This window comes from Streptomyces sp. NBC_00490 (assembly GCF_036013645.1).
GTDB lineage: Bacteria > Actinomycetota > Actinomycetes > Streptomycetales > Streptomycetaceae > Streptomyces > Streptomyces canus_F.
The window spans coordinates 3,277,165-3,300,921 of the sequence record NZ_CP107869.1; the positions used below are offsets into that span (position 1 = coordinate 3,277,165).

At 69.9% G+C, this 23,757-nt stretch carries 20 protein-coding genes; 1 reads left to right on the forward strand and 19 read right to left on the reverse strand.

Annotation, left to right across the window (positions count from 1 at the left end; translation table 11 throughout):
* Positions 1-45: 45 nt before the first annotated feature.
* From OG381_RS14785 to OG381_RS14800, 4 genes are all read right to left on the reverse strand, one after another.
* Positions 46-516, reverse strand: coding sequence for a GNAT family N-acetyltransferase (locus OG381_RS14785; RefSeq protein WP_327716573.1), 471 nt, complete (start codon positions 514-516; stop codon positions 46-48).
* A complete protein-coding gene (locus tag OG381_RS14790; protein ID WP_307032031.1) occupies positions 513-1,457 on the reverse strand; it encodes an RluA family pseudouridine synthase in 945 nt (314 codons plus the stop codon). Before OG381_RS14790 ends, OG381_RS14785 begins: the two co-directional genes overlap by 4 nt.
* A gap of 77 nt (positions 1,458-1,534) precedes the next feature.
* Positions 1,535-2,134, reverse strand: coding sequence for a signal peptidase II (gene lspA, locus OG381_RS14795; protein ID WP_327716574.1), 600 nt, complete (start codon positions 2,132-2,134; stop codon positions 1,535-1,537).
* A gap of 61 nt (positions 2,135-2,195) precedes the next feature.
* Entirely contained in the window at positions 2,196-3,152 is a 957-nt protein-coding gene (locus tag OG381_RS14800; protein WP_327716575.1) for a TraR/DksA family transcriptional regulator, read from the reverse strand.
* Positions 3,153-3,742: 590 nt separating this feature from the next.
* Here OG381_RS14800 and ileS point away from each other — a divergent pair.
* Entirely contained in the window at positions 3,743-6,880 is a 3,138-nt protein-coding gene (gene ileS, locus OG381_RS14805; protein ID WP_327716576.1) for an isoleucine--tRNA ligase, read from the forward strand.
* A gap of 193 nt (positions 6,881-7,073) precedes the next feature.
* Here ileS and OG381_RS14810 read toward each other — a convergent pair whose 3' ends face one another.
* From OG381_RS14810 to OG381_RS14880, 15 genes are all read right to left on the reverse strand, one after another.
* On the reverse strand, positions 7,074-8,285 hold the full coding sequence (locus OG381_RS14810) for a DivIVA domain-containing protein (RefSeq protein ID WP_327716577.1): 1,212 nt from the start codon (positions 8,283-8,285) through the stop codon (positions 7,074-7,076).
* Positions 8,286-8,337: 52 nt separating this feature from the next.
* Positions 8,338-8,628 (reverse strand): YggT family protein, encoded by a 291-nt coding sequence (locus OG381_RS14815; RefSeq protein ID WP_004932337.1) that lies wholly within the window; start codon positions 8,626-8,628, stop codon positions 8,338-8,340.
* Between the two features lie 50 nt (positions 8,629-8,678).
* On the reverse strand, positions 8,679-9,320 hold the full coding sequence (locus tag OG381_RS14820) for a cell division protein SepF (protein WP_327716578.1): 642 nt from the start codon (positions 9,318-9,320) through the stop codon (positions 8,679-8,681).
* Positions 9,321-9,450: 130 nt separating this feature from the next.
* Complete coding sequence (locus OG381_RS14825) at positions 9,451-10,170, reverse strand: YggS family pyridoxal phosphate-dependent enzyme (protein WP_327716579.1); 720 nt, start codon at positions 10,168-10,170, stop codon at positions 9,451-9,453.
* Between the two features lie 6 nt (positions 10,171-10,176).
* On the reverse strand, positions 10,177-10,905 hold the full coding sequence (gene pgeF / locus OG381_RS14830; protein ID WP_327716580.1) for a peptidoglycan editing factor PgeF: 729 nt from the start codon (positions 10,903-10,905) through the stop codon (positions 10,177-10,179).
* Positions 10,902-12,098, reverse strand: a complete 1,197-nt coding sequence (gene ftsZ / locus OG381_RS14835) for a cell division protein FtsZ (RefSeq protein ID WP_307032024.1) — start codon at positions 12,096-12,098, stop codon at positions 10,902-10,904. The genes pgeF and ftsZ overlap by 4 nt, the downstream gene beginning before the upstream one ends.
* 276 nt (positions 12,099-12,374) lie before the next feature.
* Positions 12,375-13,169 (reverse strand): cell division protein FtsQ/DivIB, encoded by a 795-nt coding sequence (locus OG381_RS14840; protein ID WP_327716581.1) that lies wholly within the window; start codon positions 13,167-13,169, stop codon positions 12,375-12,377.
* Between the two features lie 25 nt (positions 13,170-13,194).
* The gene (gene murG / locus OG381_RS14845) at positions 13,195-14,292 is read right to left on the reverse strand and encodes an undecaprenyldiphospho-muramoylpentapeptide beta-N-acetylglucosaminyltransferase (RefSeq protein ID WP_307032022.1); all 1,098 of its coding nucleotides are present in this window, start codon (positions 14,290-14,292) and stop codon (positions 13,195-13,197) included.
* 6 nt (positions 14,293-14,298) lie between these two features.
* A complete protein-coding gene (ftsW, locus tag OG381_RS14850; protein ID WP_327716582.1) occupies positions 14,299-15,648 on the reverse strand; it encodes a putative lipid II flippase FtsW in 1,350 nt (449 codons plus the stop codon).
* Between the two features lie 20 nt (positions 15,649-15,668).
* On the reverse strand, positions 15,669-17,087 hold the full coding sequence (gene murD, locus OG381_RS14855; RefSeq protein WP_327716583.1) for a UDP-N-acetylmuramoyl-L-alanine--D-glutamate ligase: 1,419 nt from the start codon (positions 17,085-17,087) through the stop codon (positions 15,669-15,671).
* Positions 17,069-18,142 carry a phospho-N-acetylmuramoyl-pentapeptide-transferase gene (mraY, locus tag OG381_RS14860; RefSeq protein ID WP_266828289.1) on the reverse strand — a complete coding sequence of 358 codons (1,074 nt, stop codon included), beginning with the start codon at positions 18,140-18,142 and terminating at the stop codon, positions 17,069-17,071. The genes murD and mraY overlap by 19 nt, the downstream gene beginning before the upstream one ends.
* The gene (locus tag OG381_RS14865) at positions 18,139-19,539 is read right to left on the reverse strand and encodes a UDP-N-acetylmuramoyl-tripeptide--D-alanyl-D-alanine ligase (protein WP_327716584.1); all 1,401 of its coding nucleotides are present in this window, start codon (positions 19,537-19,539) and stop codon (positions 18,139-18,141) included. The genes mraY and OG381_RS14865 overlap by 4 nt, the downstream gene beginning before the upstream one ends.
* Before the next feature lie 4 nt (positions 19,540-19,543).
* Positions 19,544-21,064 carry a UDP-N-acetylmuramoyl-L-alanyl-D-glutamate--2,6-diaminopimelate ligase gene (locus tag OG381_RS14870; RefSeq protein ID WP_327716585.1) on the reverse strand — a complete coding sequence of 507 codons (1,521 nt, stop codon included), beginning with the start codon at positions 21,062-21,064 and terminating at the stop codon, positions 19,544-19,546.
* A 174-nt stretch (positions 21,065-21,238) separates the two neighbouring features.
* Positions 21,239-23,200 carry a peptidoglycan D,D-transpeptidase FtsI family protein gene (locus OG381_RS14875; protein WP_443061895.1) on the reverse strand — a complete coding sequence of 654 codons (1,962 nt, stop codon included), beginning with the start codon at positions 23,198-23,200 and terminating at the stop codon, positions 21,239-21,241.
* Between the two features lie 5 nt (positions 23,201-23,205).
* Positions 23,206-23,748: a septum formation initiator family protein gene (locus OG381_RS14880; protein WP_327716587.1), complete on the reverse strand. Its 543-nt coding sequence runs from the start codon at positions 23,746-23,748 to the stop codon at positions 23,206-23,208.
* Positions 23,749-23,757: the final 9 nt, after the last annotated feature.

Consider the following 23,757-nt stretch of genomic DNA (forward strand, 5'->3'; position numbering starts at 1 on the left):
CCCACCAGCGCTTTCGGCACCCTGTGTCACCGGGCACACCCCGCGCTACAGAGCGCGCCGCATCCCCTGGTGCGCCATCCCCGCCTCCAGGTACTCCGGCCCGTAGGCCTCGTACCCCAGCCGCTCGTAGAACCCCAGCGCATGCGTCTGCGCGTGCAGATCCACCGCCGCCAGCCCCAGCGCGCGTGCCGCGTCCTCGATGGCCCGCACCAGCGCGACCCCGATCCCCAGTCCGCGCGCCTCCTGGGTGACGCCGAGCCGCCCGAGCGACCCCAGCGTCAGGTCACCGCCGACCTTCTCCGCGGCCGCGGAACCGTACAGCAGCCGCCCGGTGCCCAGCGGCACCCCGTCCTCCCGCACGGCCAGCACATGCACCGCCACGGCGTCGTACGCGTCGTACTCCAGGTCCTCCGGCACTCCCTGCTCGGCGACGAAGACCTCCTTGCGCACCGCAAAGCACTGCTCGCGGTCGGCGCGGTCCTCGGCGACCCGGACCGCGTACGACGGCAGGCTCATCCGTACGTCTCCTCGCGGACCTGGTCCAGGGCCTTCTGCAGGTCGGCCGGGTAGTCGCTCTCGAACTCGACCCACTGTCCGTCCCCGGGGTGCTCGAAGCCGAGGCGGACGGCGTGCAGCCACTGGCGGGACAGGTGCAGCCGCTTGGCGAGGGTCGGGTCGGCGCCGTAGGTCAGGTCGCCGACGCAGGGGTGGCGGTGGGCGGCCATGTGGACGCGGATCTGGTGGGTGCGGCCGGTCTCCAGCTTCACGTCGAGCAGGGAGGCCGCGCGGAACGCCTCGATGAGGTCGTAGTGGGTGACCGACGGCTTGCCCTCGGCCGTGACCGCCCACTTGTAGTCGTGCTGGGGGTGGCGGCCGATGGGCGCGTCGATGGTGCCGCTGGTCGGGTCCGGGTGACCCTGCACGAGCGTGTGGTAGCGCTTGTCGACCGTGCGCTCCTTGAACTGGCGCTTGAGCGAGGTGTACGCCCGCTCCGACTTGGCGACCGTCATGAGGCCGGAGGTGCCGACGTCCAGCCGGTGCACGATGCCCTGGCGCTCGGCGGCGCCGGAGGTCGAGATCCGGTAGCCGGCCGCGGCGAGACCGCCGATGACGGTCGGCCCGCTCCAGCCCGGCGAGGGGTGCGCGGCGACGCCGACGGGCTTGACGATCACGACCACGTCGTCGTCGTCGTGCACGATCTCCATGCCCTCGACGGGCTCGGCGACGATCTGCACGGGCGCCGGCGCCTGCGGCATCTCCACCTCGAGCCAGGCGCCGCCGTGGACCCGCTCGGACTTCCCTACCACCGACCCGTCGACCGTGACCTTCCCCGCGGCGGCGAGCTCCGCGGCCTTGGTACGGGAGAAGCCGAGCATGCGGGAGATGGCGGCGTCGACACGCTCGCCCTCCAGGCCGTCGGGCACGGGCAGGGTACGGATCTCGGGAATCGGGCTCACCCGACGAGTATGCAGGACAGCGCCGACGGCCCCGACGCGAGCCTGTGGAAAACCCTCGGCCGGGACCCCTCGACCCCTCAGTCCTTGTGGACGGTCCCGTCCGGGTCGAGACCCTTGAAGGACAGCAGCACGATCAGGATGCCGCCGCACACGATCGCCGAGTCGGCCAGGTTGAACACCGCGAAGTGCTTGGGCGCGATGAAGTCCACGACCGCGCCCTCGAAGACGCCGGGCGAGCGGAAGATCCGGTCCGTGAGGTTGCCGAGCGCACCGCCCAGCAGCATGCCCAGCGCAATGGCCCAGGGCAGGCTGTAGAGCTTGCGGGCGAGCCGGGCGATCACCACGATCACGGCGGCCGCGATCACCGTGAAGATCACGGTGAAGGCCTCGCCGAAGCCGAAGGCCGCGCCCGCGTTGCGGATCGCCTCGAACTTCAGCCAGTCCCCGATGATCTCGATCGGCGCGTGGTGCTCCAGCTTGGCGACCACGATCATCTTGCTGACCAGGTCGAGGGCGTACGCGAACGTGGCGACCGCGAACAGCACGGCGATCCGCCGCTTCCCCCGGGGCCGCGCCTCGGCGCCCGCCTGCCCCTCCGCACCGGACGACTGCTCCGGCTCGGTCTCCGCCCCCTCCGGGGAGTCCGGCGTACCGATGATGCGCTCCGCCTCTGCCACGTGTGTCCCTCGACCTAGGTACCTGACTGACGACGAGGGTACGGCACGCCCCTCCGCACCCTCAGTACCGGCGTTCCTGCTTCTGCTTGCACTCCACGCAGAGCGTGGCGCGCGGGAATGCCTGCATACGCGCCTTGCCGATGGCGTTGCCGCAGTTCTCGCACAGGCCGTAGGTGCCCGCGTCGAGCCGCTCCAGGGCGCGCTCGGTCTGGATCAGCATCTCGCGCGCGTTGGCCGCGAGGGCCATCTCGTGCTCGCGCGTGATGTTCTTCGTGCCGGTATCGGCGTCGTCGTCGCCCGCGCCGTCCCCGGAGTCCCGCATCAGGCCCACCAGGGACTGCTCGGACGTCGTGATCTCGGCGCTCAGCCGCAGCGCCTCGGACTGCAACTCGGTACGCGCCTCCTGGACCTCCTCCGGCGTCCAGGGGTCCTCGCCGGGGCGGACCGCGAGCTCGCCCGGCTCCACCGCCGCGGCGAGGCGTGCCTTGGGGACGGCGGTCTGGTCCGCCGTGGCCGTGCCAGGAGTCTTCTTCGCAACCACCGTCGTGGCTCCCGTCTGCTTCGCGGCCTGCGCCGCGCCCGCCTTCTCGGCCGTGCTCTTGCCGGCCGCACTCTTCGTGGAGGTGCTCTTCGCGACAGCGGTCTTCTTGGCTGCCGTCTTCTTCGCCGCCGTCTTCTTGGCAGTCGCCTTCTTGGCCGCCGATTTCCTGGCCGCCGTCTTCTTCGCGGCGGCCTTCTTGGCCGCCGGTCTCTCGGACCCCTCCTCCTCGACGGCCTCCCGCGCGGGAGCCGCCTTGGACGCCGTGGCCTTCTTGGCCGCGGTCTTCTTCGCGGGGCTCTTGGCCGCCGCCTTCCTCGCGGCGCCGGCCACCGTCTTCACGGCCTTGGCGGCACGCCCCTCGGCACCCCCCTGTGCGCTCTTCTTCCCACCCACGTCCTTGGCCGCACCATCGGAGGCCTTGGCAGCCCCCGAACTGCCCGACGCCGACTGCTGTACGGCGGTCTTCTTCGCCACCATGGCCGCGGCCCCTTCACATATTGTGATCTTGCACGCGAATCGTGCTGGGACGATAAATCGACTCGAGTCCCACGGCAACGGGGCACACCGCCCGATTCGCCCGGCTCGCGCTGGGGCGCGCCGAACCTGCATGCGTTGTGCCCAGCTCCCCGCCGGGTAATCCGCCGTGCCGTGCGTCCCAGAATCCGAACACGCGTACCGCTCCATTCGGGTCACTCCCCGCCGCGAGACGCCCATGTCCCCCGGCCCCCAAAAACCGGTCGGCCGCTGTCCGTGCGGCCCCGTACACTGGGCGGAGCGAAAAGCTTGGATGGGGACGAGTAGCGGCGTACGCAGCCCAGAGCGACCCGGGGACGGTGGAAGCCCGGGGGCGAGCGCGACGTGAAGATCACCCCGGAGCCGCCGGAAGAAGCCCCACGCGGGGTGGTAGACCCGGCATCGCGACCCCAATGAGGGGGCTCATCGGTGCGGAAGACGCACCGGGGAGCCAAGGAGGGTGGTACCGCGGGAGCGCGCCGAAACCGGCGTACACAAGACAGCTCTCGTCCCTCCGGACGGAAGGCAGCAAGTCCGCCGGAGGAAGCTCGCTGATGACATCGCCTACGTACCGCCAGGTGCCCGCCCAGGTCGACCTGCCCGCCCTCGAGCACGCCGTGCTCGAGTTCTGGCGCGAGCAGAAGATCTTCGCCAAGAGCCTGGAGCAGTCCGAGGGCCGCCCCGAGTGGGTGTTCTACGAGGGCCCGCCCACCGCCAACGGCATGCCCGGCGCCCACCACATCGAGGCGCGCGTCTTCAAGGACGTCTTCCCCCGCTTCCGCACCATGCGCGGCTACCACGTGGCCCGCAAGGCCGGCTGGGACTGCCACGGCCTCCCGGTGGAGCTCGCGGTGGAGAAGGAGCTCGGCTTCTCCGGCAAGCAGGACATCGAGGCGTACGGCATCGCGGAGTTCAACGCCAGGTGCCGCGACTCCGTGCTGCGCCACACCGACGCCTTCTCCGAGCTGACGACCCGCATGGGCTACTGGGTCGACCTCGACGACGCCTACGTCACGATGGACCCCGAGTACATCGAGTCCGTCTGGTGGTCGCTCAAGGAGATCTTCAACAAGGGCCTGCTGGTCCAGGACCACCGCGTCGCCCCCTGGTGCCCCCGCTGCGGCACCGGCCTTTCCGACCACGAGCTGGCGCAGGGCTACGAGACGGTCGTCGACCCGTCCGTGTACGTCCGTTTCCCGCTCACCTCCGGTCCGCTCGCCGGTGAGGCCGCGCTCCTGGTGTGGACGACCACGCCCTGGACGCTGGTCTCCAACACCGCGGTCGCCGCCCATCCCGAGGTCACCTACGTCGTGGTGAGCGACGGCCAGGAGAAGCTCGTCGTCGCCGAGCCGCTCGTCGCCAAGTCGCTCGGCGAGGGCTGGGAGACCACCGGCCAGTCCTTCACCGGCGCCGAGATGGAGCGCTGGACCTATCAACGTCCGTTCGAGCTCGTGGAGTTCCCGGAAGCGGCGCATTTCGTCGTCAACGCCGAGTACGTCACGACCGAGGACGGTACGGGCCTGGTCCATCAGTCCCCGGCCTTCGGTGAGGACGACCTCAAGGTCTGCCGCGCGTACGGCCTGCCCGTGGTGAACCCCGTCCGCCCCGACGGCACCTTCGAGGAGGACGTCCCCCTGGTCGGTGGCGTCTTCTTCAAGAAGGCGGACGAAAAGCTCACCGCGGACCTCCAGCAGCGCGGCCTCCTCTTCAAGCACATCCCGTACGAGCACAGCTACCCGCACTGCTGGCGCTGCCACACCGCGCTCCTCTACTACGCGCAGCCGTCCTGGTACATCCGCACCACCGAGGTCAAGAACCGTCTCCTCCAGGAGAACGAGAAGACCAACTGGTTCCCCGACACGGTCAAGCACGGCCGCTTCGGCGACTGGCTGCAGAACAACATCGACTGGGCGCTGTCCCGCAACCGCTACTGGGGCACCCCGCTGCCGATCTGGCGCTGCGAGGACGACCACCTGACCGTGGTCGGCTCCCGCGCGGAGCTCACCGGGCTGACGGGCACGGACCAGTCGGGCCTGGACCCGCACCGCCCGTTCATCGACGACGTCACCTTCGACTGCCCGCAGTGCGCGAAGACGGCCACGCGCGTGCCGGAGGTCATCGACGCCTGGTACGACTCGGGTTCGATGCCGTTCGCGCAGTGGGGCTACCCGTACAAGAACAAGGAGTTGTTCGAGAGCCGGTACCCGGCGCAGTTCATCTCCGAGGCCATCGACCAGACGCGCGGCTGGTTCTACACCCTCATGGCGATCGGCACCCTGGTCTTCGACAAGTCCTCGTACGAGAACGTCGTGTGCCTCGGCCACATCCTCGCCGAGGACGGCCGCAAGATGTCCAAGCACCTGGGCAACATCCTGCAGCCGATCCCGCTGATGGACCAGCACGGCGCGGACGCGGTGCGCTGGTTCATGGCGGCCGGCGGTTCCCCGTGGGCGGCCCGCCGCGTGGGCCACGGCACCATCCAGGAGGTCGTCCGCAAGACGCTCCTGACGTACTGGAACACGGTCGCCTTCCAGGCCCTGTACGCGCGCACGTCGAACTGGGCGCCGTCCGCGGCCGACCCGGCCCCGGCCGACCGCCCGATCCTGGACCGCTGGCTGCTGTCCGAACTCCACGCGCTCACCGACCAGGTGACGCAGGCTCTGGAGGCCTACGACACCCAGCGCGCCGGCAAGCTGCTGTCCGCGTTCGTCGACGACCTGTCCAACTGGTACGTCCGCCGCTCCCGTCGCCGCTTCTGGCAGGGCGACAAGGCCGCGCTGCGCACGCTGCACGAGGTCGTCGAGACGGTGACGAAGCTGATGGCCCCGCTGACCCCGTTCATCACCGAGCGGGTCTGGCAGGACCTGGTGGTTCCGGTCTCCCCGGGCGCCCCGGAGTCGGTGCACCTGGCGTCCTGGCCGGAGGCGGACATCGACGCCATCGACCCGGAGCTGTCGAAGCAGATGGTCCTGGTGCGCCGGCTCGTGGAGCTGGGCCGGGCCACGCGCGCGGAGTCGGGCGTGAAGACCCGCCAGCCGCTGTCCCGTGCGCTCATCGCCGCGACCGGCTTCGACGCCCTCGACCGTGAACTGCACGCGCAGATCACGGAGGAGCTGAACGTCGAGGCGCTGGCGTCGCTGAGCGAGGTCGGCGGCAGCCTGGTGGACACCACCGCCAAGGCCAACTTCCGCGCCCTGGGCAAGCGTTTCGGCAAGCGCGTCCAGGACGTGGCGAAGGCCGTCGCGAACGCCGACGCGGCCGGCCTGTCCCTCGCCCTGCGCGAGGGCACGGCGTCGGTCGAGGTCGACGGCGAGACGATCACCCTGGCCCCGGACGAGGTGATCATCACGGAGACCCCGCGCGAGGGCTGGTCGGTGGCGTCCGACTCGGGTGCGACGGTCGCTCTCGACCTGGAGATCACCGAGGAGCTGCGGCAGGCGGGCCTGGCCCGTGACGCGATCCGTCTGATCCAGGAGGCCCGCAAGAACAGCGGCCTCGACGTGGCCGACCGCATCGCGCTGCGCTGGACGTCCACGGACCCGGCGGTGCTCGCCGCCCTGACCGAGCACGCGGGCCTGATCGCCGACGAGGTCCTGGCGACCGACTTCCAGCAGAGTGAGGCGGACGCCACATACGGCGATGCCTTCACCGACGAGGGTCTGTCGCTGACGTTCCGCCTGCGCAAGGCGTAACCGCAAGACAGCCGAGGGCCCGGTCTCCCACTCGGGAGGCCGGGCCCTTCCGTTTCCCTCGCCCGCACGGACTCATACGCGGACACAGACACAGGGCATGACGATCAACACGCGTAAAAGGGGCGAGCCCCGGACCGGAGTCCGGGGCTCGCCCCTTTGAACGCTGCCGACGCCTATGGCGTACTACAACTCGTCAGTTGTCGTCCTCGTCGATGAGGAACCCGCGCATCGGCGACGGGGCCTGGCCCATCGGGCCGGGGCCCTGCGGCCGGACCGGAGCCATCGGCTGGGTCATGGCGGGAGACATCTGCTGCTGGCCGCCGTAGGACGGGGCGGCCGGAGCCGGGCCACCGCCCATGCCGCCCGGGTTGCCACCGTACGACGGGGCGCTCGCGCCGGCCGGGGCCATGGAGGGCGCCGGGGACGGCGGAAGCGACGCGGTCGCGGGCGTGCGCGGCGGGGCCAGCGAGTCGTCGGCCTGGGTCTCCAGCTGACGCAGCTGCGACTCCAGGTAGGACTTCAGCCGCGTGCGGTACTCGCGCTCGAAGCCGCGCAGATCCTCGACCTTGCGCTCCAGCGTGGCGCGGGCGGACTCCAGGGAGCCCATCGCGACGCGGTGCTTCTCCTGCGCGTCCCGCTCCAGGGCGTCGGCCTTGGCACGGGCGTCACGCTCGAGACCCTCGGCACGCGAACGCGCCTCGCCGACGATCTTGTTGGCCTCGGAACGGGCCTCGGCGATCGCCTGGTCGGCGGTCTGCTGGGCCAGCGAGAGGACGCGCGCGGCGCTGTCGCCACCGGGGCCCTGACCGTGGCCACCCATGGGGCCACCGCCCATGGGGCCACCCATAGGACCGCCCATGGGGCCGCCCATCTGCTGCTGCATGGGGGGCTGGCCACCCATCGGACCCTGGCCCATCGGACCGGGACCCTGACCCATCGGGCCGGGACCCTGCGGGCCACCCTGCCCGCTGGGACCGGCAGGCAGCTGCGGCGCACCGCTCGGCAGCTGGGGCGGGCCGCCCATGGGACCGCCCATCTGCTGCTGCGGCGGGCCCGATATGCCGGCCGGCACGGGGCCGCCGGGCCCACGCATGCCCTGCTGCTGCATTCCGCCCTGCTGGGGCATACCCTGCTGCGGCATGCCCTGCTGTTGCATTCCGCCCTGCTGCTGATCCTGGGGGCCGCCGGGGCCCTCCGGAGGCTTGCGCATGTTCTGCTGGTTCTGGGCAGCAGCACGCGTCGCCGCGGCCAGTTTGGCGCGCAGGTCCTCGTTCTCGCGCAGCAGGCGCGTCAGTTCGGCTTCGACCTCATCGAGGAAGGCATCGACCTCGTCCTCGTCATAGCCTTCTCGGAGGCGGACGGTCGTGAACTGCTTGTTCCGCACGTCCTCGGGGGTCAACGGCATCTCTTCACCTCAACGTAGTCATCGGCAGTCGGCAAGACCGTATCGTCCACTGTCACCTCGCGAGATTCCCCACGATGGAGATCAAGATGTAGACGATGATCATCAGTACGAAGAAGGACAGGTCGAGCGCCACGCCCCCGAGACGCAGCGGCGGGATGAACCGCCGCAGAAGCTTCAGCGGTGGATCGGTGACAGTGTAGGTGGCCTCCAGAACGACCACCATCGCCTTGCCAGGTTGCCACGAGCGGGCGAACTGGAAGACGTAGTCCATGACCAACCGGAAGATGAGCACGATGAGGAACACCATCAGCGCGATGTAGATCACCTGCGCGAACACGCTCATGGCCTGTCTTTCCCTCTCCCCTGTTCCGCACTTCTTACCGGTCGGCTGTCTCAGCTCTGATTGAAGAACCCGCCCTCTGCGATACGGGCCTTGTCCTCCGCCGTGACATCGACGTTAGCAGGCGACAACAGGAACACCTTCTGCGTCACCCGCTCGATGCTGCCGTGAAGACCAAACACCAAACCAGCCGCAAAGTCGACAAGTCGCTTGGCGTCTGTGTCATCCATCTCAGTCAGATTCATGATCACCGGGGTGCCCTCACGGAAGTGTTCCCCGATGGTACGGGCCTCGTTGTAGGTCCGCGGGTGAAGCGTGGTGATCCGGTAAGGCTCTCGTTCCGACACGACCTTGGGCATGATCACCGGTGCGTTCTTCTCCAGGCTTTGACGTTCTTGTGTGATGGATGCCACGGGCGCGATGCGCGCGGGACGTCCGGATTCAGCGGCCAGCGAAGCGGAACGGGCGACCGGCTCGCGCGATACCGACGGCTGTACGATTCGCACCTCTTCGTCCCTTTGGGACTGATGTGCACTGTGTGCCTGGTGCACCGGCTCATGCCGCCGGTGGTCACGCTCGAGCTCCGGGTCCAGTTCGGGTTCGAAGTCGTCGTCGGGGTCAAAACCGCGGCCGTCGTAACCATCGTCCTCCACGAGGCCGAGGTAGACCGCCATCTTGCGCATCGCGCCGGCCATGCTCTGAGTCCTCCGCTCTGTGGTGGATCGGCTGACGAACTGCCAAGTGCCCGCGATCCACGTGGCCTTTACACCCGCCTTTCGGCGGTAATGACCATATTTTCTGCTGTGGTCCGACTTCCTGGCGACGTTACCCGAGCCTCGCGCGGACTCCGAGTACCGCCGTACCGACGCGCACATGTGTCGCTCCGGCCGCCACAGCCTGCTCGAGATCCGCACTCATCCCTGCCGACACCATGTTCGCAGCCGGATGGGCTCGGCGCAGGTCGGTCGACAAATCCATCAGCCACTCGAATGCCGCGAGTTCGCGTCCGGCGTACACACCGGTGAGGGGTGCGACGGTCATCAGACCCGCCAGCCGCAGACCCGGTGCCGCTGCCACGAGTTCGCCCAACTCTTCGATTCCGTCGGGTGCGACACCCCCGCGCTCCCCGCGTCCGCCTTCGTTCGCGTCGAGCGCGACCTGGATCAGACAACCGAGTTCCCGCCCCTGCCGCTCCGCTTCCTTGGAGAGCGCCGTGACGAGTCGGGCGCGGTCGACGGACTGCACCATATCGGCATAACCAGCCACAGAACGCACCTTGTTGGTCTGCAACTGACCAACGAAGTGCCAAGTCAGCGGCAAATCCGAGCACTCGGCAGCCTTCGGTGCCGCGTCCTGGTCCTTGTTCTCGGCGACGTCGCGCACACCGAGCTCCGACAGCATGCGCACATCGCTCGCGGGGTAGGTCTTGGTGACCACGATCAGGGTCACCTCCTCGCGCTTGCGCCCCGCGGCCGCGCACGCGGCGGCGATACGGTCCTCCACCCGCGCCAGGTTTGCGGCGAGTTCGCCCTTACGGTCCGTCATGCTCTCTCAGTCCAGCCAGACATATCCCGCGAGTCGCCCCGTGGTGCGATCGCGGCGGTAGGAGAAGTGGTCGCCCGACTCGAGCGTGCACACCGGCGACTGCTCCCGGTCGCGCACCCCGAGCCGTTCGAGCTGCGCGTGCACTCCGGCGGTCACGTCCACCGCGGGAGTGCCCCAGCTCGTCTCGGCGTACGCCGCCGGTTCGACGGCGCTCACGTCGGCGCGCATCGCGTCCGGCACCTCGTAGCACCGGCCGCAGACGGCGGGTCCGGTGCGGGCGACGATCCGGGCGGGCTCGGCGCCGAGTCCGGTCATGGCCCGTACGGCGGCGGGGACGACCCCGGCGATCATGCCGGGCCGCCCCGCGTGGGCCGCGCCGACGACTCCGGCCACCGGGTCGGCGAGCAGAACGGGCGTGCAGTCGGCGGTGAGGACGGCGAGGGCGAGGCCGCGCTCGGCGGTGACGACGGCGTCGACCTCCGGCACCGGACGGTCACCCCACGCCTCGGAGACCACGGCCACCTCCGCCCCGTGCACCTGGTTCATCCAGACCACCCGGCCGGGTTCGATCCCCAGCGACTTGGCGGCCAGTTCGCGATTCGTACGTACGGCGTCAGCGTCGTCGCCGACCGCCCCGCCGAGGTTGAGCTCCTCGTACGGAACGGCGCTCACCCCGCCCCACCTGTCGGTGAAGGCGAAGTGCGCGCCGCTCACGGTGTCGCGCTGTCCTATCACTTCAGGAAGTCCGGCACGTCCAGCTCCTCGGCCGCGCTGTCCGAGTAGGTCCGCGACGGCGGGACCGGCGGGGCGACCGGGAGGTCGGCCACCGGCTCGGGCGCGGACTCCGGCTCCTCCTTCGGCGTGACGCTGCCGAGCGAGCCGAAGGACGGCCGGCTCTCGGTCTGCCGTGCCGGGGTGGGCTCCTCGCGGCGCGCCGAGGACGAGGACGAACCGAGGACGGTGTCCCGGCGGGCCGGCGGCTGGCCGCCGTCGAAGCCGGCCGCGATCACGGTGACCCGGACCTCGTCGCCGAGGGCGTCGTCGATGACCGCGCCGAAGATGATGTTGGCCTCGGGGTGAGCCGCCTCGGAGACCAGCTGGGCCGCCTCGTTGATCTCGAACAGACCGAGGTCGGAGCCGCCGGAGATGGAGAGGAGGACGCCGCGGGCGCCGTCGATGGAGGCCTCGAGGAGCGGCGAGGAGATCGCCATCTCGGCGGCGGCCACCGCGCGGTCGTCGCCGCGGGCCGAGCCGATGCCCATGAGCGCCGAACCGGCCTCGGACATGACCGACTTGACGTCGGCGAAGTCGAGGTTGATCAGACCCGGCGTGGTGATGAGGTCGGTGATGCCCTGAACACCGGAGAGCAGGACCTGGTCGGCCGACTTGAAGGCGTCGAGGACCGAGACCTGGCGGTCCGAGATGGACAGCAGCCGGTCGTTCGGGATGACGATGAGGGTGTCGACCTCTTCGCGGAGTTCCGCGATGCCGTCCTCGGCCTGGTTGGCGCGACGGCGGCCCTCGAAGGTGAAGGGGCGGGTGACCACGCCGATGGTGAGGGCGCCGAGGTTGCGGGCGATGTTGGCCACGACGGGCGCGCCGCCGGTGCCGGTGCCGCCGCCCTCGCCGGCCGTCACGAAGACCATGTCGGCCCCCTTGAGGACCTCCTCGATCTCCTCGCGGTGGTCCTCGGCCGCCTTGCGGCCGACGGCCGGGTTGGCTCCGGCGCCGAGTCCGCGGGTGAGTTCACGGCCGACGTCGAGCTTGACGTCGGCGTCGCTCATCAACAGCGCCTGAGCGTCGGTGTTGATGGCGATGAACTCGACGCCCTTGAGACCGACCTCGATCATCCGGTTGATGGCATTGACACCACCGCCGCCGACACCGATGACTTTGATGACTGCGAGGTAGTTCTGCGGTGCTGCCACGTCGAAGGCCTCTCGCCTCGAGTTACGTGTCGTCGTCTCGCGGGTGATGCGATACGCGACGGATGCCGAATGGGACGGTCCATAGCGCCGACCCGAACCCTAACGTTGAAGTTTAGGGTTACCAGTGTGTCTGTTCCCTGGAGTCTTCTGAACAGGACACTAAGTCGACAAGTGGCGCACGTTCAACGAACACGCCGAACCTCCCGTTTTTCTTTTCACCCTATGTGATCAGCCGTAGCGGTAGCCAACCAGGGTGCTGGCCTGCGCGGATGTACGTCAACTCCCTGATGACGCAGGGGCGGTGGGAACCGAGACGTCGAAGTACCGCGCATCGGGAGCCGCTTTCAGCAGTGCCGTGAGCGTACGGGCCTTGGCGGCACCCTTCTCGCCACTCCCCCACGCGACGGTCCTGCCGTCGCTCAACTCCAGTGAGATGTCGTCGTAGGAACGCACCTTGACGGTCCGGGCAATCTTCGCGACGGCGGCCGGAATGTCACCGGCGACCCGGACGGCTTCGCGCACGAGCCGGTCCTCGCCGAAGCGGCGCAGGTTCGCGGCGCCGGAACCCGACGCGGAGACCGTCAATTCCAGTGCGGGAACGCCTTTGGGGGCCTGGGAAACCGTGGCAAAACGGACGCCGTCATCGTCCACTTCGACAAACTTTCCGCCCTTTTCGACAATCAGAACCGGAGTGCGCTCAACCACTTTCAGGCCGATTCCATGGGGCCAGGAGCGGACCACGTCAACCGAGTCAATTCGGGGCAATTTCCGGAGCAACCGTGCCTCAATCGCATCGGTGTCGACGGAAATCAGCGGCGATCCGACCGGTACGTCGGCCGCCTCGCGGACCTGTCCGGGCGTCAGAACGTCGGTACCGGAGACGGACACCCGCTCCACGCGCAGCCACTGCGAGCCGTACAGAGCCCAGACGCCGCCCGCGCCCAGCAGGACCAGGACGACGGCGAGAACGATGATCGTACGAGGCTGAGGGACCCTCAACCGTCGGACAGGGGGCGGGCCGGACGACTCCTGCTGGCGTTCACCGCGCTCGGCGGTCGTCGTTCCGGCCACGCTCCCTGCCCTTCGTCACATGTGCCTAGTGGTGTGCACGGTTGGCGGCGATCGCCTCGTACACCATGCCGACGAGCAGGTCGTCGGCGTCTCGGCGGCCGAACTCGGCGGCGGCGCGGGACATCTGGTAGAGCCGGTGCGGGTCGGCGAGCACGGGCAGCACGTTCTGCTGGACCCACTCGGGGGTGAGCTCCGCGTCGTCGACCAGCAGACCCCCGCCCGCCTTGACCACCGGCTGGGCGTTGAGCCGCTGTTCGCCGTTGCCGATGGGCAGTGGGACGTAGGCGGCCGGCAGTCCGACGGCGGAGAGTTCGGCGACGGTCATCGCGCCCGCGCGGCAGAGCATCATGTCGGCCGCGGCGTACGCGAGGTCCATCCGGTCCACGTACGGTACCGGGATGTACGGGGGCATCCCCGGCATCTGGTGCACCTGCGGCAGTTCGTTCTTCGGGCCGACCGCGTGCAGGACCTGGATGCCGGCCTGCTGGAGCCACGGGGCGACCTGCTGCACGACCTCGTTGAGGCGACGGGCACCCTGGGAGCCGCCGGAGACCAGGAGGGTCGGCAGGTTGGGGTCGAGGCCGAACATCGCGCGGGCCTCGGGGCGGACCGCGGCCCGGTCGAGGGTGGCGATGGTGCGGCGCAGCGGGATGCCGATGTAGCGGGCGCCCCGGAGCTTGCTGTCCGGGGTGGAGACGGCGACCTGGGCGGCGTACCGCGAGCCGATCTTGTTGGCGAGACCGGGGCGGGCGTTGGCCTCGTGGATGATGATCGGCACCCCGAGCCGCTTGGCGGCGAGATAGCCGGGCAGGGCCACGTAGCCGCCGAAGCCGACGACGGCGTCCGCCTTGGTGCGCTCCAGGATCTGCTCGGCGGCCTTGATCGTGCCGCGCAGCCGGCCCGGGACGGTGATCAGCTCGGGGGTGGGCTTGCGTGGCAGCGGCACCGCCGGGATCAGCGCGAGTTCATAGCCCCGCTGCGGGACGAGCGTGGTCTCCAGGCCGCGCTCCGTGCCGAGGGCCGTGATCCCCACGGTCGGGTCCTGCCTGCGCAGGGCGTCCGCGAGGGCGAGCGCGGGCTCGATGTGGCCGGCGGTCCCCCCACCGGCGAGTACGACATGCACCGAAATTCACCGCTCTCCGGACGAACGCGCCGAGGCACGCCGTCGCATCGTGTTCCATCTCCGAGGCCCCGTGGGTCTCCCGCCACCCCGCTTTCTACCAAAGCGGGGCTGCCGCAGCGAAAGCGCTGCCCGTGCAGCGGGCTCGTCACGTGCGAAGGCGATCAGCAGCCCGATGGCGAACATGGTCGGCAGCAGGGCGGATCCTCCGTAGGAGAACAGCGGGAGCGGGACACCGGCGATCGGCAGCAGGCCGAGCACCGCACCGATGTTGATCACCGCCTGTGCGGTGATCCAGGTGGTCACGCCTCCCGCGGCATACCTGACGAAGGGGTCCTCCGTGCGGCCGGCCACGCGGATACCCGCATAGCCTAGAGCCGCGAAGAGGGCGAGCACCGACAGCGTCCCCGCCAGGCCCAGCTCCTCACCGGTGACGGCGAAGATGAAGTCCGTGTGCGCTTCCGGGAGTTGGCCCCATTTTTCCACACTGGCGCCGAGCCCGGAGCCGAAGATTCCACCGGATGCGAGCGCGTAGATTCCGTGCACGGCCTGCCAGCAGGCGTCGCCAGGACCCGGGTCGGTGGCGCCGATGCACTGGAGGCGGGCCATCCGGTTGGGGCTGGTCTTGATGAGGACCATGCCGATCGCGGCGGCGACCGACAGTACCCCGACGAACAGCCGGGTCGGCGCCCCCGCGAGCCACAGAAGGCCGAAAAGGATCGCTGTGAGGATGATCGCGGTACCCATGTCGCCGCCGAGCATGATCAGCCCGAGCAGCATGAAGGCGGCGGGGACGAGCGGCACCAGCATGTGCTTCCACTGGGTCAGCAGCTTCTTGTCCTGCTTGCGGGCCAGCAGGTCGGCGCCCCACAGCACGAGGGCGAGCTTGCCGAACTCGCTGGGCTGGATCTGGAAGGAACCGCCGAGCGCGATCCAGTTCTGGTTGCCGTTGACCGCCATCCCTATCCCCGGCACCTGCACCAGCGCCATGAGGAACACGGCGCCCGCGAGGATCGGGTAGGCCAGCGCCCGGTGCAGCTTCACCGGCATCCGCGAGGCGACGAGCAGCAGTACGGCGCCGATCGCCGCGGCGAGGAGCTGCTTGCGGAAGAAGTACGAGCCCGGCAGCGACATCTGCAGCGCCTTGATCTGGGAGGCCGAGTAGACCATCACCAGACCGAGCACGGTGATCAGCAGACTGCCGCCGAGGATCAGGTAGTACGCCGTCAGCGGCCGGTCCCAGGCGTCACGCGCGCGCGTGTAGAGCCGCAGGACGGGATTCTGGCGCACTGTCCGGGAGGCGGCGGGACGTCTGACGGCCCGCTGCACGGGCGGTCGGCCGGTACGGCTGCTGGGCATCAGAGCCTCCGCTACGTCGGTCAGGAGCCGAGTTCGCGAACCGCCTCCGCGAACGCGTCACCGCGCTTGTTGTAGTTGGTGAACATGTCCATGGAGGCACAGGCCGGGGCCAGCAGCACCGTGTCGCCGGGCTGTGCCAGCCGCTTCGCCTCCGTCACCGCCTGGAGCATCGCCCCAGTGTCGGTCCGGTCGAGGTCGACCACGGGTACTTCCGGCGCGTGTCGCGCGAGGGCTTCGCGGATCAGGGCCCGGTCGGCACCGATCAGGACCACGGCCCGAAGTCGCTTTGCCGACTTGGCGACCAGTTCGTCGAAGGAGGCGCCCTTGGCGAGCCCGCCCGCGATCCAGACGATGGACTCGTACGCCGCCAACGAGGCTTCCGCCGCGTGGGTGTTGGTGGCCTTGGAGTCGTCGACGTAGGCCACGCCGTCCACGTCGGCCACGTGCGCGATGCGGTGCGCGTCCGGCGTGAAGGCCCGCAGCCCGTCCCGTACGGCCTTGGGGGGCACCCCGAAGGCCCGTGCGAGCGCCGCCGCGGCAAGGGCGTTGGCGATGTTGTGCGGGGCCGGCGGGTCGACGTCGGAGATCTCGGCGAGCTCCTGGGCGTTCTTGTGCCGGTTCTCGACGAAGGCGCGGTCGACCAGGATGCCGTCCACGACGCCGAGTTGGGAGGGGGCGGGGGCGCCGAGGGTGAAGCCGACGGCCCGGCAGCCCTCCTCGACGTCCGCCTCGCGCACCAGGTCCTCGGTGGCCTTGTCGGCCACGTTGTAGACGCAGGCGACGCGATTGCCCTCGTAGATGCGGCCCTTGTCGGCGGCGTACGCCTCCATGGAGCCGTGCCAGTCGAGGTGGTCCGGCGCCAGGTTCAGAACGGCGGCGGAGTGGGCGCGCAGGGAGGGCGCCCAGTGGAGCTGGTAGCTCGACAACTCCACGGCCAGGACGTCGTACTGCTCGTCGCCGAGCACCGCGTCCAGCAGGGAGACGCCGATGTTGCCGACGGCGGCGGTGCGCAGCCCCGCGGCCTTCAGGATGGACGCCAGCATCTGGGTGGTGGTCGTCTTGCCGTTGGTGCCGGTGATCGCGAGCCAGGGAGCCGCGTCCGGGCCCCTGAGCCGCCAGGCGAGTTCGACATCGCCCCAGATCTCCAGGCCGGCCGCACGGGCCGCCGTGAACAGCGGCTTGTCCGGCTTCCAGCCGGGTGCGGTGACGACGAGTTCGGTGCCCTCGGGCAGGGTCGCACCGTCACCGAGGCGCACGGTGACACCGAGCGCCTCCAACTCGGCGGCCTGCTCACGCGCGCGTGCGTCGTCGCCGTCGTTGACGACCGTGACGCTCGCTCCCCGCGCTTGCAGGGCCTTGGCCGCCGGGATGCCGGAGACGCCGAGTCCGGCGACGGTGACGTGCTTCCCCTGCCAGTCGGTCACTTTTCCGCTGCCCATCCCGCGTAGAAGAGCCCCAGGCCGACGATCACACAGATGCCTTGGATGATCCAGAAACGGACCACCACCAGGACTTCCGACCAGCCCTTGAGTTCGAAGTGGTGCTGGAGCGGCGCCATTCGGAAGACGCGCTTGCCGGTGAGCTTGAAGGAGCCGACCTGGATGACGACCGACATCGTGATGAGGACGAACAGACCGCCCATGATGGCCACGAGGAGCTCGGTGCGGGAGCAGATCGCCAGGCCCGTCAGGACACCGCCGAGGGCGAGTGAACCGGTGTCGCCCATGAAGATCTTCGCCGGCGAGGTGTTCCACCACAGGAAGCCGAGGCAGGCGCCCATCAGCGCCGAGGCGATGACCGCGAGGTCCAGGGGATCTCGTACCTCGTAGCAGGCCCCCGGGTTGGTCAGGGTGCCCGCGTTGGCGCAGGACTCCTGGAACTGCCAGACACCGATGAAGGTGTAGGCACCGAAGACGAGCACGGAGGCACCGGTGGCCAGGCCGTCCAGACCGTCCGTCAGGTTCACGCCGTTCGACATCGCGAGGATCATGAACAGCGCCCAGACCACGAACAGCACCGGGCCGATCTTCCAGCCGAAGTCCGTGATGAACGACAGCTTGTCGGAGGCCGGGGTGTTGTTGCGGGCGTCCGGGAACATCAGCGCGAGCACCGCGAAGCTGATGCCGACGATCAGCTGGCCGGCCATCTTGGCCTTGGCCCGCAGGCCCAGCGAGCGACGCTTGACGATCTTGATGTAGTCGTCGAGGAAGCCGACCAGACCCATGCCGACCATCAGGCCGAGCACCAGCAGACCCGAGTAGGTCGGCGGGTAGCCGGTGATGACCTTGGACAGGAAGTAGGCGGCCACCGTCGCGAAGATGAAGGCGATACCGCCCATGGTCGGCGTACCGCGCTTGCTGGCGTGCTCACGCGGGCCGTCGTCGCGGATGTACTGGCCGTACCCCTTGCGCGCGAGCAGCTTGATCAGCAGCGGGGTGCCGACCAGGGTCAGGAACAGACCAATGACTCCTGCGAACAGGATCTGCTTCATCATCGGGCGGCAACCTCACCCTCGGCGCCGAGCAGCGCCGTGGCGACGCTCTCCAGGCCGACCGAACGGGACGCCTTCACGAGTACGACGTCTCCCGGGCGCAGCTGACTGCGCAACAGGTCGACCGCCGCCTGTGCGTCGGACACGTGCACCGACTCCTCACCCCACGAACCCTCGTTATATGCGCCCAGTTGGAGCCAGGACGCTTCCCTGCCCCCGACCGCGACGAGCTTGCTGACGTTGAGCCGGACGGCGAGCCGTCCGACCGCGTCGTGCTCGGCGAGCGCCTCGTCCCCGAGCTCGGCCATCTTGCCGAGCACCGCCCAGGTCCGCCGCCCCCGGCCCATGGCTGCCAGGGCGCGCAGGGCGGCCCGCATGGACTCTGGGTTGGCGTTGTAGGCGTCGTTGACGACGGTCACGCCGTCCGGGCGCTCGGTGACCTCCATCCGCCAGCGGGAGAGGGAGCCCGCCTCGGAGAGCGCGGTGGCGATCTCTTCCGCGGACATACCCAGCTCATGGGCGACGGCGGCCGCTGCGAGCGCGTTCGACACGTGGTGCTCACCGTACAGGCGCATGGTCACGTCGCTTGCACCGGAGGGTGTGCGAAGCCTGAAGGAGGGCTGTCCGGTGTCCGTGAGTCTCACGTTCTCGGCGCGTACGTCCGCTTCGTCGGACTCTCCGAAAAGGATCACCTTCGCCTTCGTACGGGATGCCATGGCCCGTACGAGGGGATCGTCGGCATTGAGCACGGCCGTGCCGTCCTCCGGCAGACCCTCGACGATCTCTCCCTTGGCCTGCGCGATCTGCTCCCGGCCGCCGAACTCGCCGATGTGGGCGGTGCCGACGTTGAGGACGAGGCCGATCTTCGGGGGCGTCAGGTCCGTGAGGTAGCGGATGTGGCCGATGCCGCGGGCGCCCATCTCCAGGACGAGGAACCTCGTCTCGTCGGTGGCGCTGAGGGCGGTCAGCGGCAGCCCGATCTCGTTGTTGAAGGAGCCGGGGGTCCACACCGTCGGCGCCTTGCGCTGCAGCACCTGGGCGATCAGGTCCTTGGTGCTGGTCTTGCCCGCCGAGCCGGTCAGGGCGACGAGGGTCGCGCCGAGACGTCGTACGACATGACGGGCGAGGGCGCCGATGGCCCGCTGCACGTCGTCCACGACGATCGCGGGCACACCGACGGGCCGTGACGCCAGTACGGCGACCGCGCCCGCCGCGACGACCTGCGCGGCGAAGTCGTGGCCGTCGACGCGTTCGCCGACGAAGGCGACGAAGAGACTGCCGGGCTCCACCTCGCGGGAGTCCCGGACCACGGATCCGGTGACCTGGACGGACGGATCCGGTATGTCGTGGGTCTGCCCGCCGACGACTGAGGCGATCTCGGCGAGAGAGAGGGCGATCACAAGTTCATCCCTGGGTCTTCTGGATGGCTTCTCGAAGCACCTGGCGGTCGTCGAAGGGACGGACCACTCCGGCGATGTCCTGGCCCTGCTCGTGGCCCTTGCCTGCGACCAGCACGGTGTCGCCCGGCTGTGCGCGGGAGACGGCGGCGGCGATCGCGGCGGCCCGGTCCTCGAAGACCTGGACCTCGCCGCGCTCGTGTGCTGGTACGGACGCCGCGCCCTCCAGCATGGTTGCAAGGATCGCGAGCGGGTCCTCCGAGCGGGGGTTGTCGGAGGTCAGTACGGCGGTGTCGGCGAGCCGGGCCGCGGCGGCGCCCATCGGCGCGCGCTTGGTCGTGTCGCGGTCCCCGCCGCAGCCGAGCACGATGTGCAGCTTGCCCTCGGTGACCTTGCGGAGCGCCTTGAGGACGGACTCGACGGCGTCCGTCTTGTGGGCGTAGTCCACGACCGCGAGATACGGCTGGCCGGCGTCCACGCGCTCCAGGCGCCCCGGCACGCCCGGCACCGCGGCGATGCCGTCGGCGGCGGTCTGCGGGTCGAGGCCCGCGGCGGCGAGGGCGGTGATCGCGGCGAGGGTGTTGGCCACGTTGAAGGGCCCGGCGATGGGCGACCTGGCGGTGATCCGCTCGCCCTTGGGGCCGACCGCGGTGAACGTCGAGTCCATCGGGCCGACCTGGACGTCCTCGGCACGCCAGTCGGCGTCGGGGTGGCCCTCGGCGGAGAAGGTGACGACCGGGACGGTGGCTTCCTTGGCGAGCCTGCGGCCGTACTCGTCGTCGGCGTTGACCACGCCGAGCCGGCTGCGCTGCGGTGTGAAGAGCTGTGCCTTGGCCCGGAAGTAGTCCTCCATGTCGGAGTGGAACTCCATGTGTTCCGGGCTGAGGTTGGTGAAGACGCCGATGTCGAAGACGCAGCCGTCGACCCGGCCGAGCACCAGCGCGTGGCTGGAGACCTCCATCGCGACCGCCTCGACACCGCGCTCGCGCATGACCGCGAACAGGGCCTGGAGGTCGGTGGCTTCGGGGGTGGTGCGCTCGGACTTGATGCGTTCGTCGCCGATCCGCATCTCGACGGTGCCGATGAGTCCGGTGTTGCGGACGGCCTTGAGACCGCCTTCCACCAGGTACGCGGTGGTGGTCTTCCCGGAGGTGCCGGTGATGCCGATCTGGAGCAGATCGCGGCCCGGACGACCGTAGATGGTGGCCGCGAGTTCGCCCATCCGCGCGCGCGGGTCGTCGACGACCAGCACCGGGAGCCCCGTCGCCGCGGCGCGCTCGGCGCCGGTCGGGTCGGTCAGCACGGCGACCGCGCCGAGGCCGGCGGCCTGGGTGACGAAGTCGGCGCCGTGCAGGCGGGCGCCCGGGAGGGCGGCGTACAGGTCGCCGGGGCGGACGGCCCGCGAGTCATGGGTGATGCCCGTGACCTCCGCGGCGTTTCCCGGCTGTTCGACACCCAGCTGGACGGCGAGCTCCGCGAGGGGTGTGGCGGAGACCTGAACCGGCCTGGGCGGCCCGGGATATGTCACGGGATGGCCCTTCTGGGTGGTTTGGGACTGATCAGCGTGTGGCACGGCGGTGAGCGTACCGGGCACACCCCGTTCGGAGCGAAGTGAGGGCACGTGCGTGCCCTGGTTCCCGGAGTCGGGAGTGATCGTTGTCACGAGCTGGTTCCTGGGTGGTTCCGTGCTGAACAGTGCAGGTCAGGGTTTGAAGGTGACGGGGAGGCTGGCGGGCTTGGCCCCGGTGGGCGGGACCTGGAGGGTCTTCAGGGCGAACTCCATGACCTGCTTGTAGACGGATCCGCAGATCTGGCCGCCGAAGTAGCTGCCCTTGGTGGCGTTCTGGATGGCGCAGTAGACGGTGACGCGGGGGTTGTCGGCGGGTGCGAAGCCGGCGAACGAGGAGGTGTAGCCGTGGTACTTGCCGGTGGCCGGATCCACGCGGTTGGCCGTACCCGTCTTGCCCGCGACCCGGTAGCCGGGAATGCGCGCCTTGGCGCCGGTGCCCTCCTGGTCGTCCACGACCGACTCCAGCATCCGGGCGAGGGTCTTCGCCGTCTTCTCGCTGATCACCCTGGACTTCTCGGGCTTCGCGGCGGGCGTGAAGCGTCCGTCGGGTCCCTGGGTGCCGCGGACGAGCGTGGGTTCGACGCGGACGCCGCCGTTGGCGATCGTCGAGTAGACGGACGCGGCCTGCATCGCGTTGAGGGAGACGCCCTGGCCGAAAGGAATCGTGTACTGCTGCGAGGTCGACCAGTCCTGCGGCGCCGCGAGGATCCCCTTGGTCTCGCCGGGGAAGTCGAGGCCGCTGTAGCTGCCCAGGCCGAACTTGCGCAGATACGAGTAGAGGACCTGGTTGGCCTGCGCCTGGGTCTTGCCGAGCTGACCGGTCGCCAGGATGGTGCCGATGTTGCTGGACTTGGCGAGCACGCCGTTGAGCGTGAGGTACCAGGTCTCGTGGTCGATGTCGTCCTTGAAGAGCCGGTCGCCGCGGTGCAGCCGGTTGGGCACGACGACGTGCGTCTGCGGCGTGGCGACGTTCTCCTCCAGCACGGCGGCCATCGACATGACCTTGGCGGTGGAGCCGGGCTCGTAGGCGTCCTCCAGGGCCCAGTTGTGCAGGGTGCCCGGGTCGGCCTGGGACAGGTCGCCCGGGTCGAAGCCGGGCGAGTTGGCCATGGCGAGGATCTCGCCGGTCTGTGTGTCCTGCACTATCACGTACCCGCGGTCCGCCTTGGACTTCCTCACCTGCTCGGTGATGGCGTCCTGCGCGGCCCACTGGATGTCGCGGTCGATGGTGAGCTCGACGTCGCTGCCGGGCACCGCCGGGGTCTCGGTGGAGCCCGCGGTCGGGACCTGGCGGCCGCCGGCCTGGGCGTAGCGGATCTTGCCGTCCTTGCCGGACAGCAGGGTGTTCAGCTTCTGCTCGACCCCGCCGCCGCCCTTGCCGTCGGCGTTGACCCAGCCCAGTATCCCGGCGGCGAGGTCGCTGTTCGGGTACACGCGCTTGCTGGTGGCGACCGCGAAGACACCGGCGAGGACGTTGACGGTGGTGTGGTCGTCGTCGGCCTTGGCGGCCAGTGCGCTCTTGAGGTCCTTGATCTGCTTCCAGACCTGCGGCGTCTGCCGGCCGGCGAGCTTGACGTACTGCCCCTTGGTCCGCAGCTTCCCGGTCAGTCCGGCCTGGTCCTGGCCGAGGATCGGGGCGAGCAGGGCGGCGGCCTGCTCGGGCCCGTCGTCGATCTTGAGCTGTTTGCGGCTGAAGAGCGTGGGGTCGGCCGTGATGTCGTACGCGTCCACGCTGGTCGCCAGGGCCACGCCGGAGCGGTCGGTGATCTGGCCGCGCTCGGCGGCCAGGGTGTAGCCGACGTACCGGTTCTGCTGGGCCTTGGCGGCGTAGGTGCCGGCCTCGACGGCCTGGACCTGGAGCAGCCGTACGGCGAAGGCGATCAGTACGAGGGTCAGGCCGAGGCCGACCATGCGGAGCCGGGGCCTGGGGCTGCCGAGCCGGATGATGCGCGGGCCGGTGGGGTGCGCGGCCCGGGGGCGGGGCGCCGGACGGCGGGCCGGGCGGGCGCCGGGGCCCGCGGGGCGCCGTCGGGCGTCGGGGGCGGGCCTGGTGGGTCCGGGCACGCGGCGGCGCGGCGGTTCCCTGTCGGACACTTCCGTCACCTGCCGGGAGTCGGGGTCGAGAAGGACGGGACGGTGGAGGGGGTGGGAGTGGGCGTGAGGGTGGGCGAGGGCGTGGGCGCGGGGGTGGCCGGCGGCGACGGGGGTGCCGAGGTGACGGTCAGCGGGACGATCGCCTCGGGCGGCCGTACGACCTGGGCCGAGGACTGTTCGGCGGCGGCGCCCGGCACGCCCTTGACGGTGCCGTCAGGGTCGAGGAAGGCGGGGTCGCCGCCGGGGACCATGCCGAGCTCCCGGGCGCGGCGCTGGAGGGCGTCCGGGGCGGAGTAGGCGTCGATGTCCCGCTGGAGGGCCTGCTCCTGGTCGGTGAGGCTCTTGGTCTCCTTCTGGAGGTCGTCGAGTTTGAACGACCCTTCGGAGAGCGCGGAGTTCAGCACGAGGAGCCCGATGAGACCGCCGCCGAGGAGCAGGACGACGAGGAGGACGAACGGAGTGCGGGCGGCTTGTCCCCGGCTCCCCGTGGTCGGGAAGAGCCGTGCCAGCCGAGCGGCCCGGCCCTTGAGTTCAGGTTTCCTGCTCACTGCACCTCC

Coding starts and splice junctions, on each gene's coding strand:
- OG381_RS14785 (WP_327716573.1), bottom strand. CDS start 516: ATGAGCCTGCCGTCGTACGCGGTCCGGGTCGCCGAGGACCGCGCCGAC.
- OG381_RS14825 (WP_327716579.1), bottom strand. CDS start 10,170: ATGACGGACCGTAAGGGCGAACTCGCCGCAAACCTGGCGCGGGTGGAG.
- OG381_RS14810 (WP_327716577.1), bottom strand. CDS start 8,285: ATGCCGTTGACCCCCGAGGACGTGCGGAACAAGCAGTTCACGACCGTC.
- ileS (WP_327716576.1), top strand. CDS start 3,743: ATGACATCGCCTACGTACCGCCAGGTGCCCGCCCAGGTCGACCTGCCC.
- OG381_RS14815 (WP_004932337.1), bottom strand. CDS start 8,628: ATGAGCGTGTTCGCGCAGGTGATCTACATCGCGCTGATGGTGTTCCTC.
- murD (WP_327716583.1), bottom strand. CDS start 17,087: ATGGGCAGCGGAAAAGTGACCGACTGGCAGGGGAAGCACGTCACCGTC.
- OG381_RS14820 (WP_327716578.1), bottom strand. CDS start 9,320: ATGGCCGGCGCGATGCGCAAGATGGCGGTCTACCTCGGCCTCGTGGAG.
- ftsW (WP_327716582.1), bottom strand. CDS start 15,648: ATGCCCAGCAGCCGTACCGGCCGACCGCCCGTGCAGCGGGCCGTCAGA.
- mraY (WP_266828289.1), bottom strand. CDS start 18,142: ATGATGAAGCAGATCCTGTTCGCAGGAGTCATTGGTCTGTTCCTGACC.
- OG381_RS14800 (WP_327716575.1), bottom strand. CDS start 3,152: ATGGTGGCGAAGAAGACCGCCGTACAGCAGTCGGCGTCGGGCAGTTCG.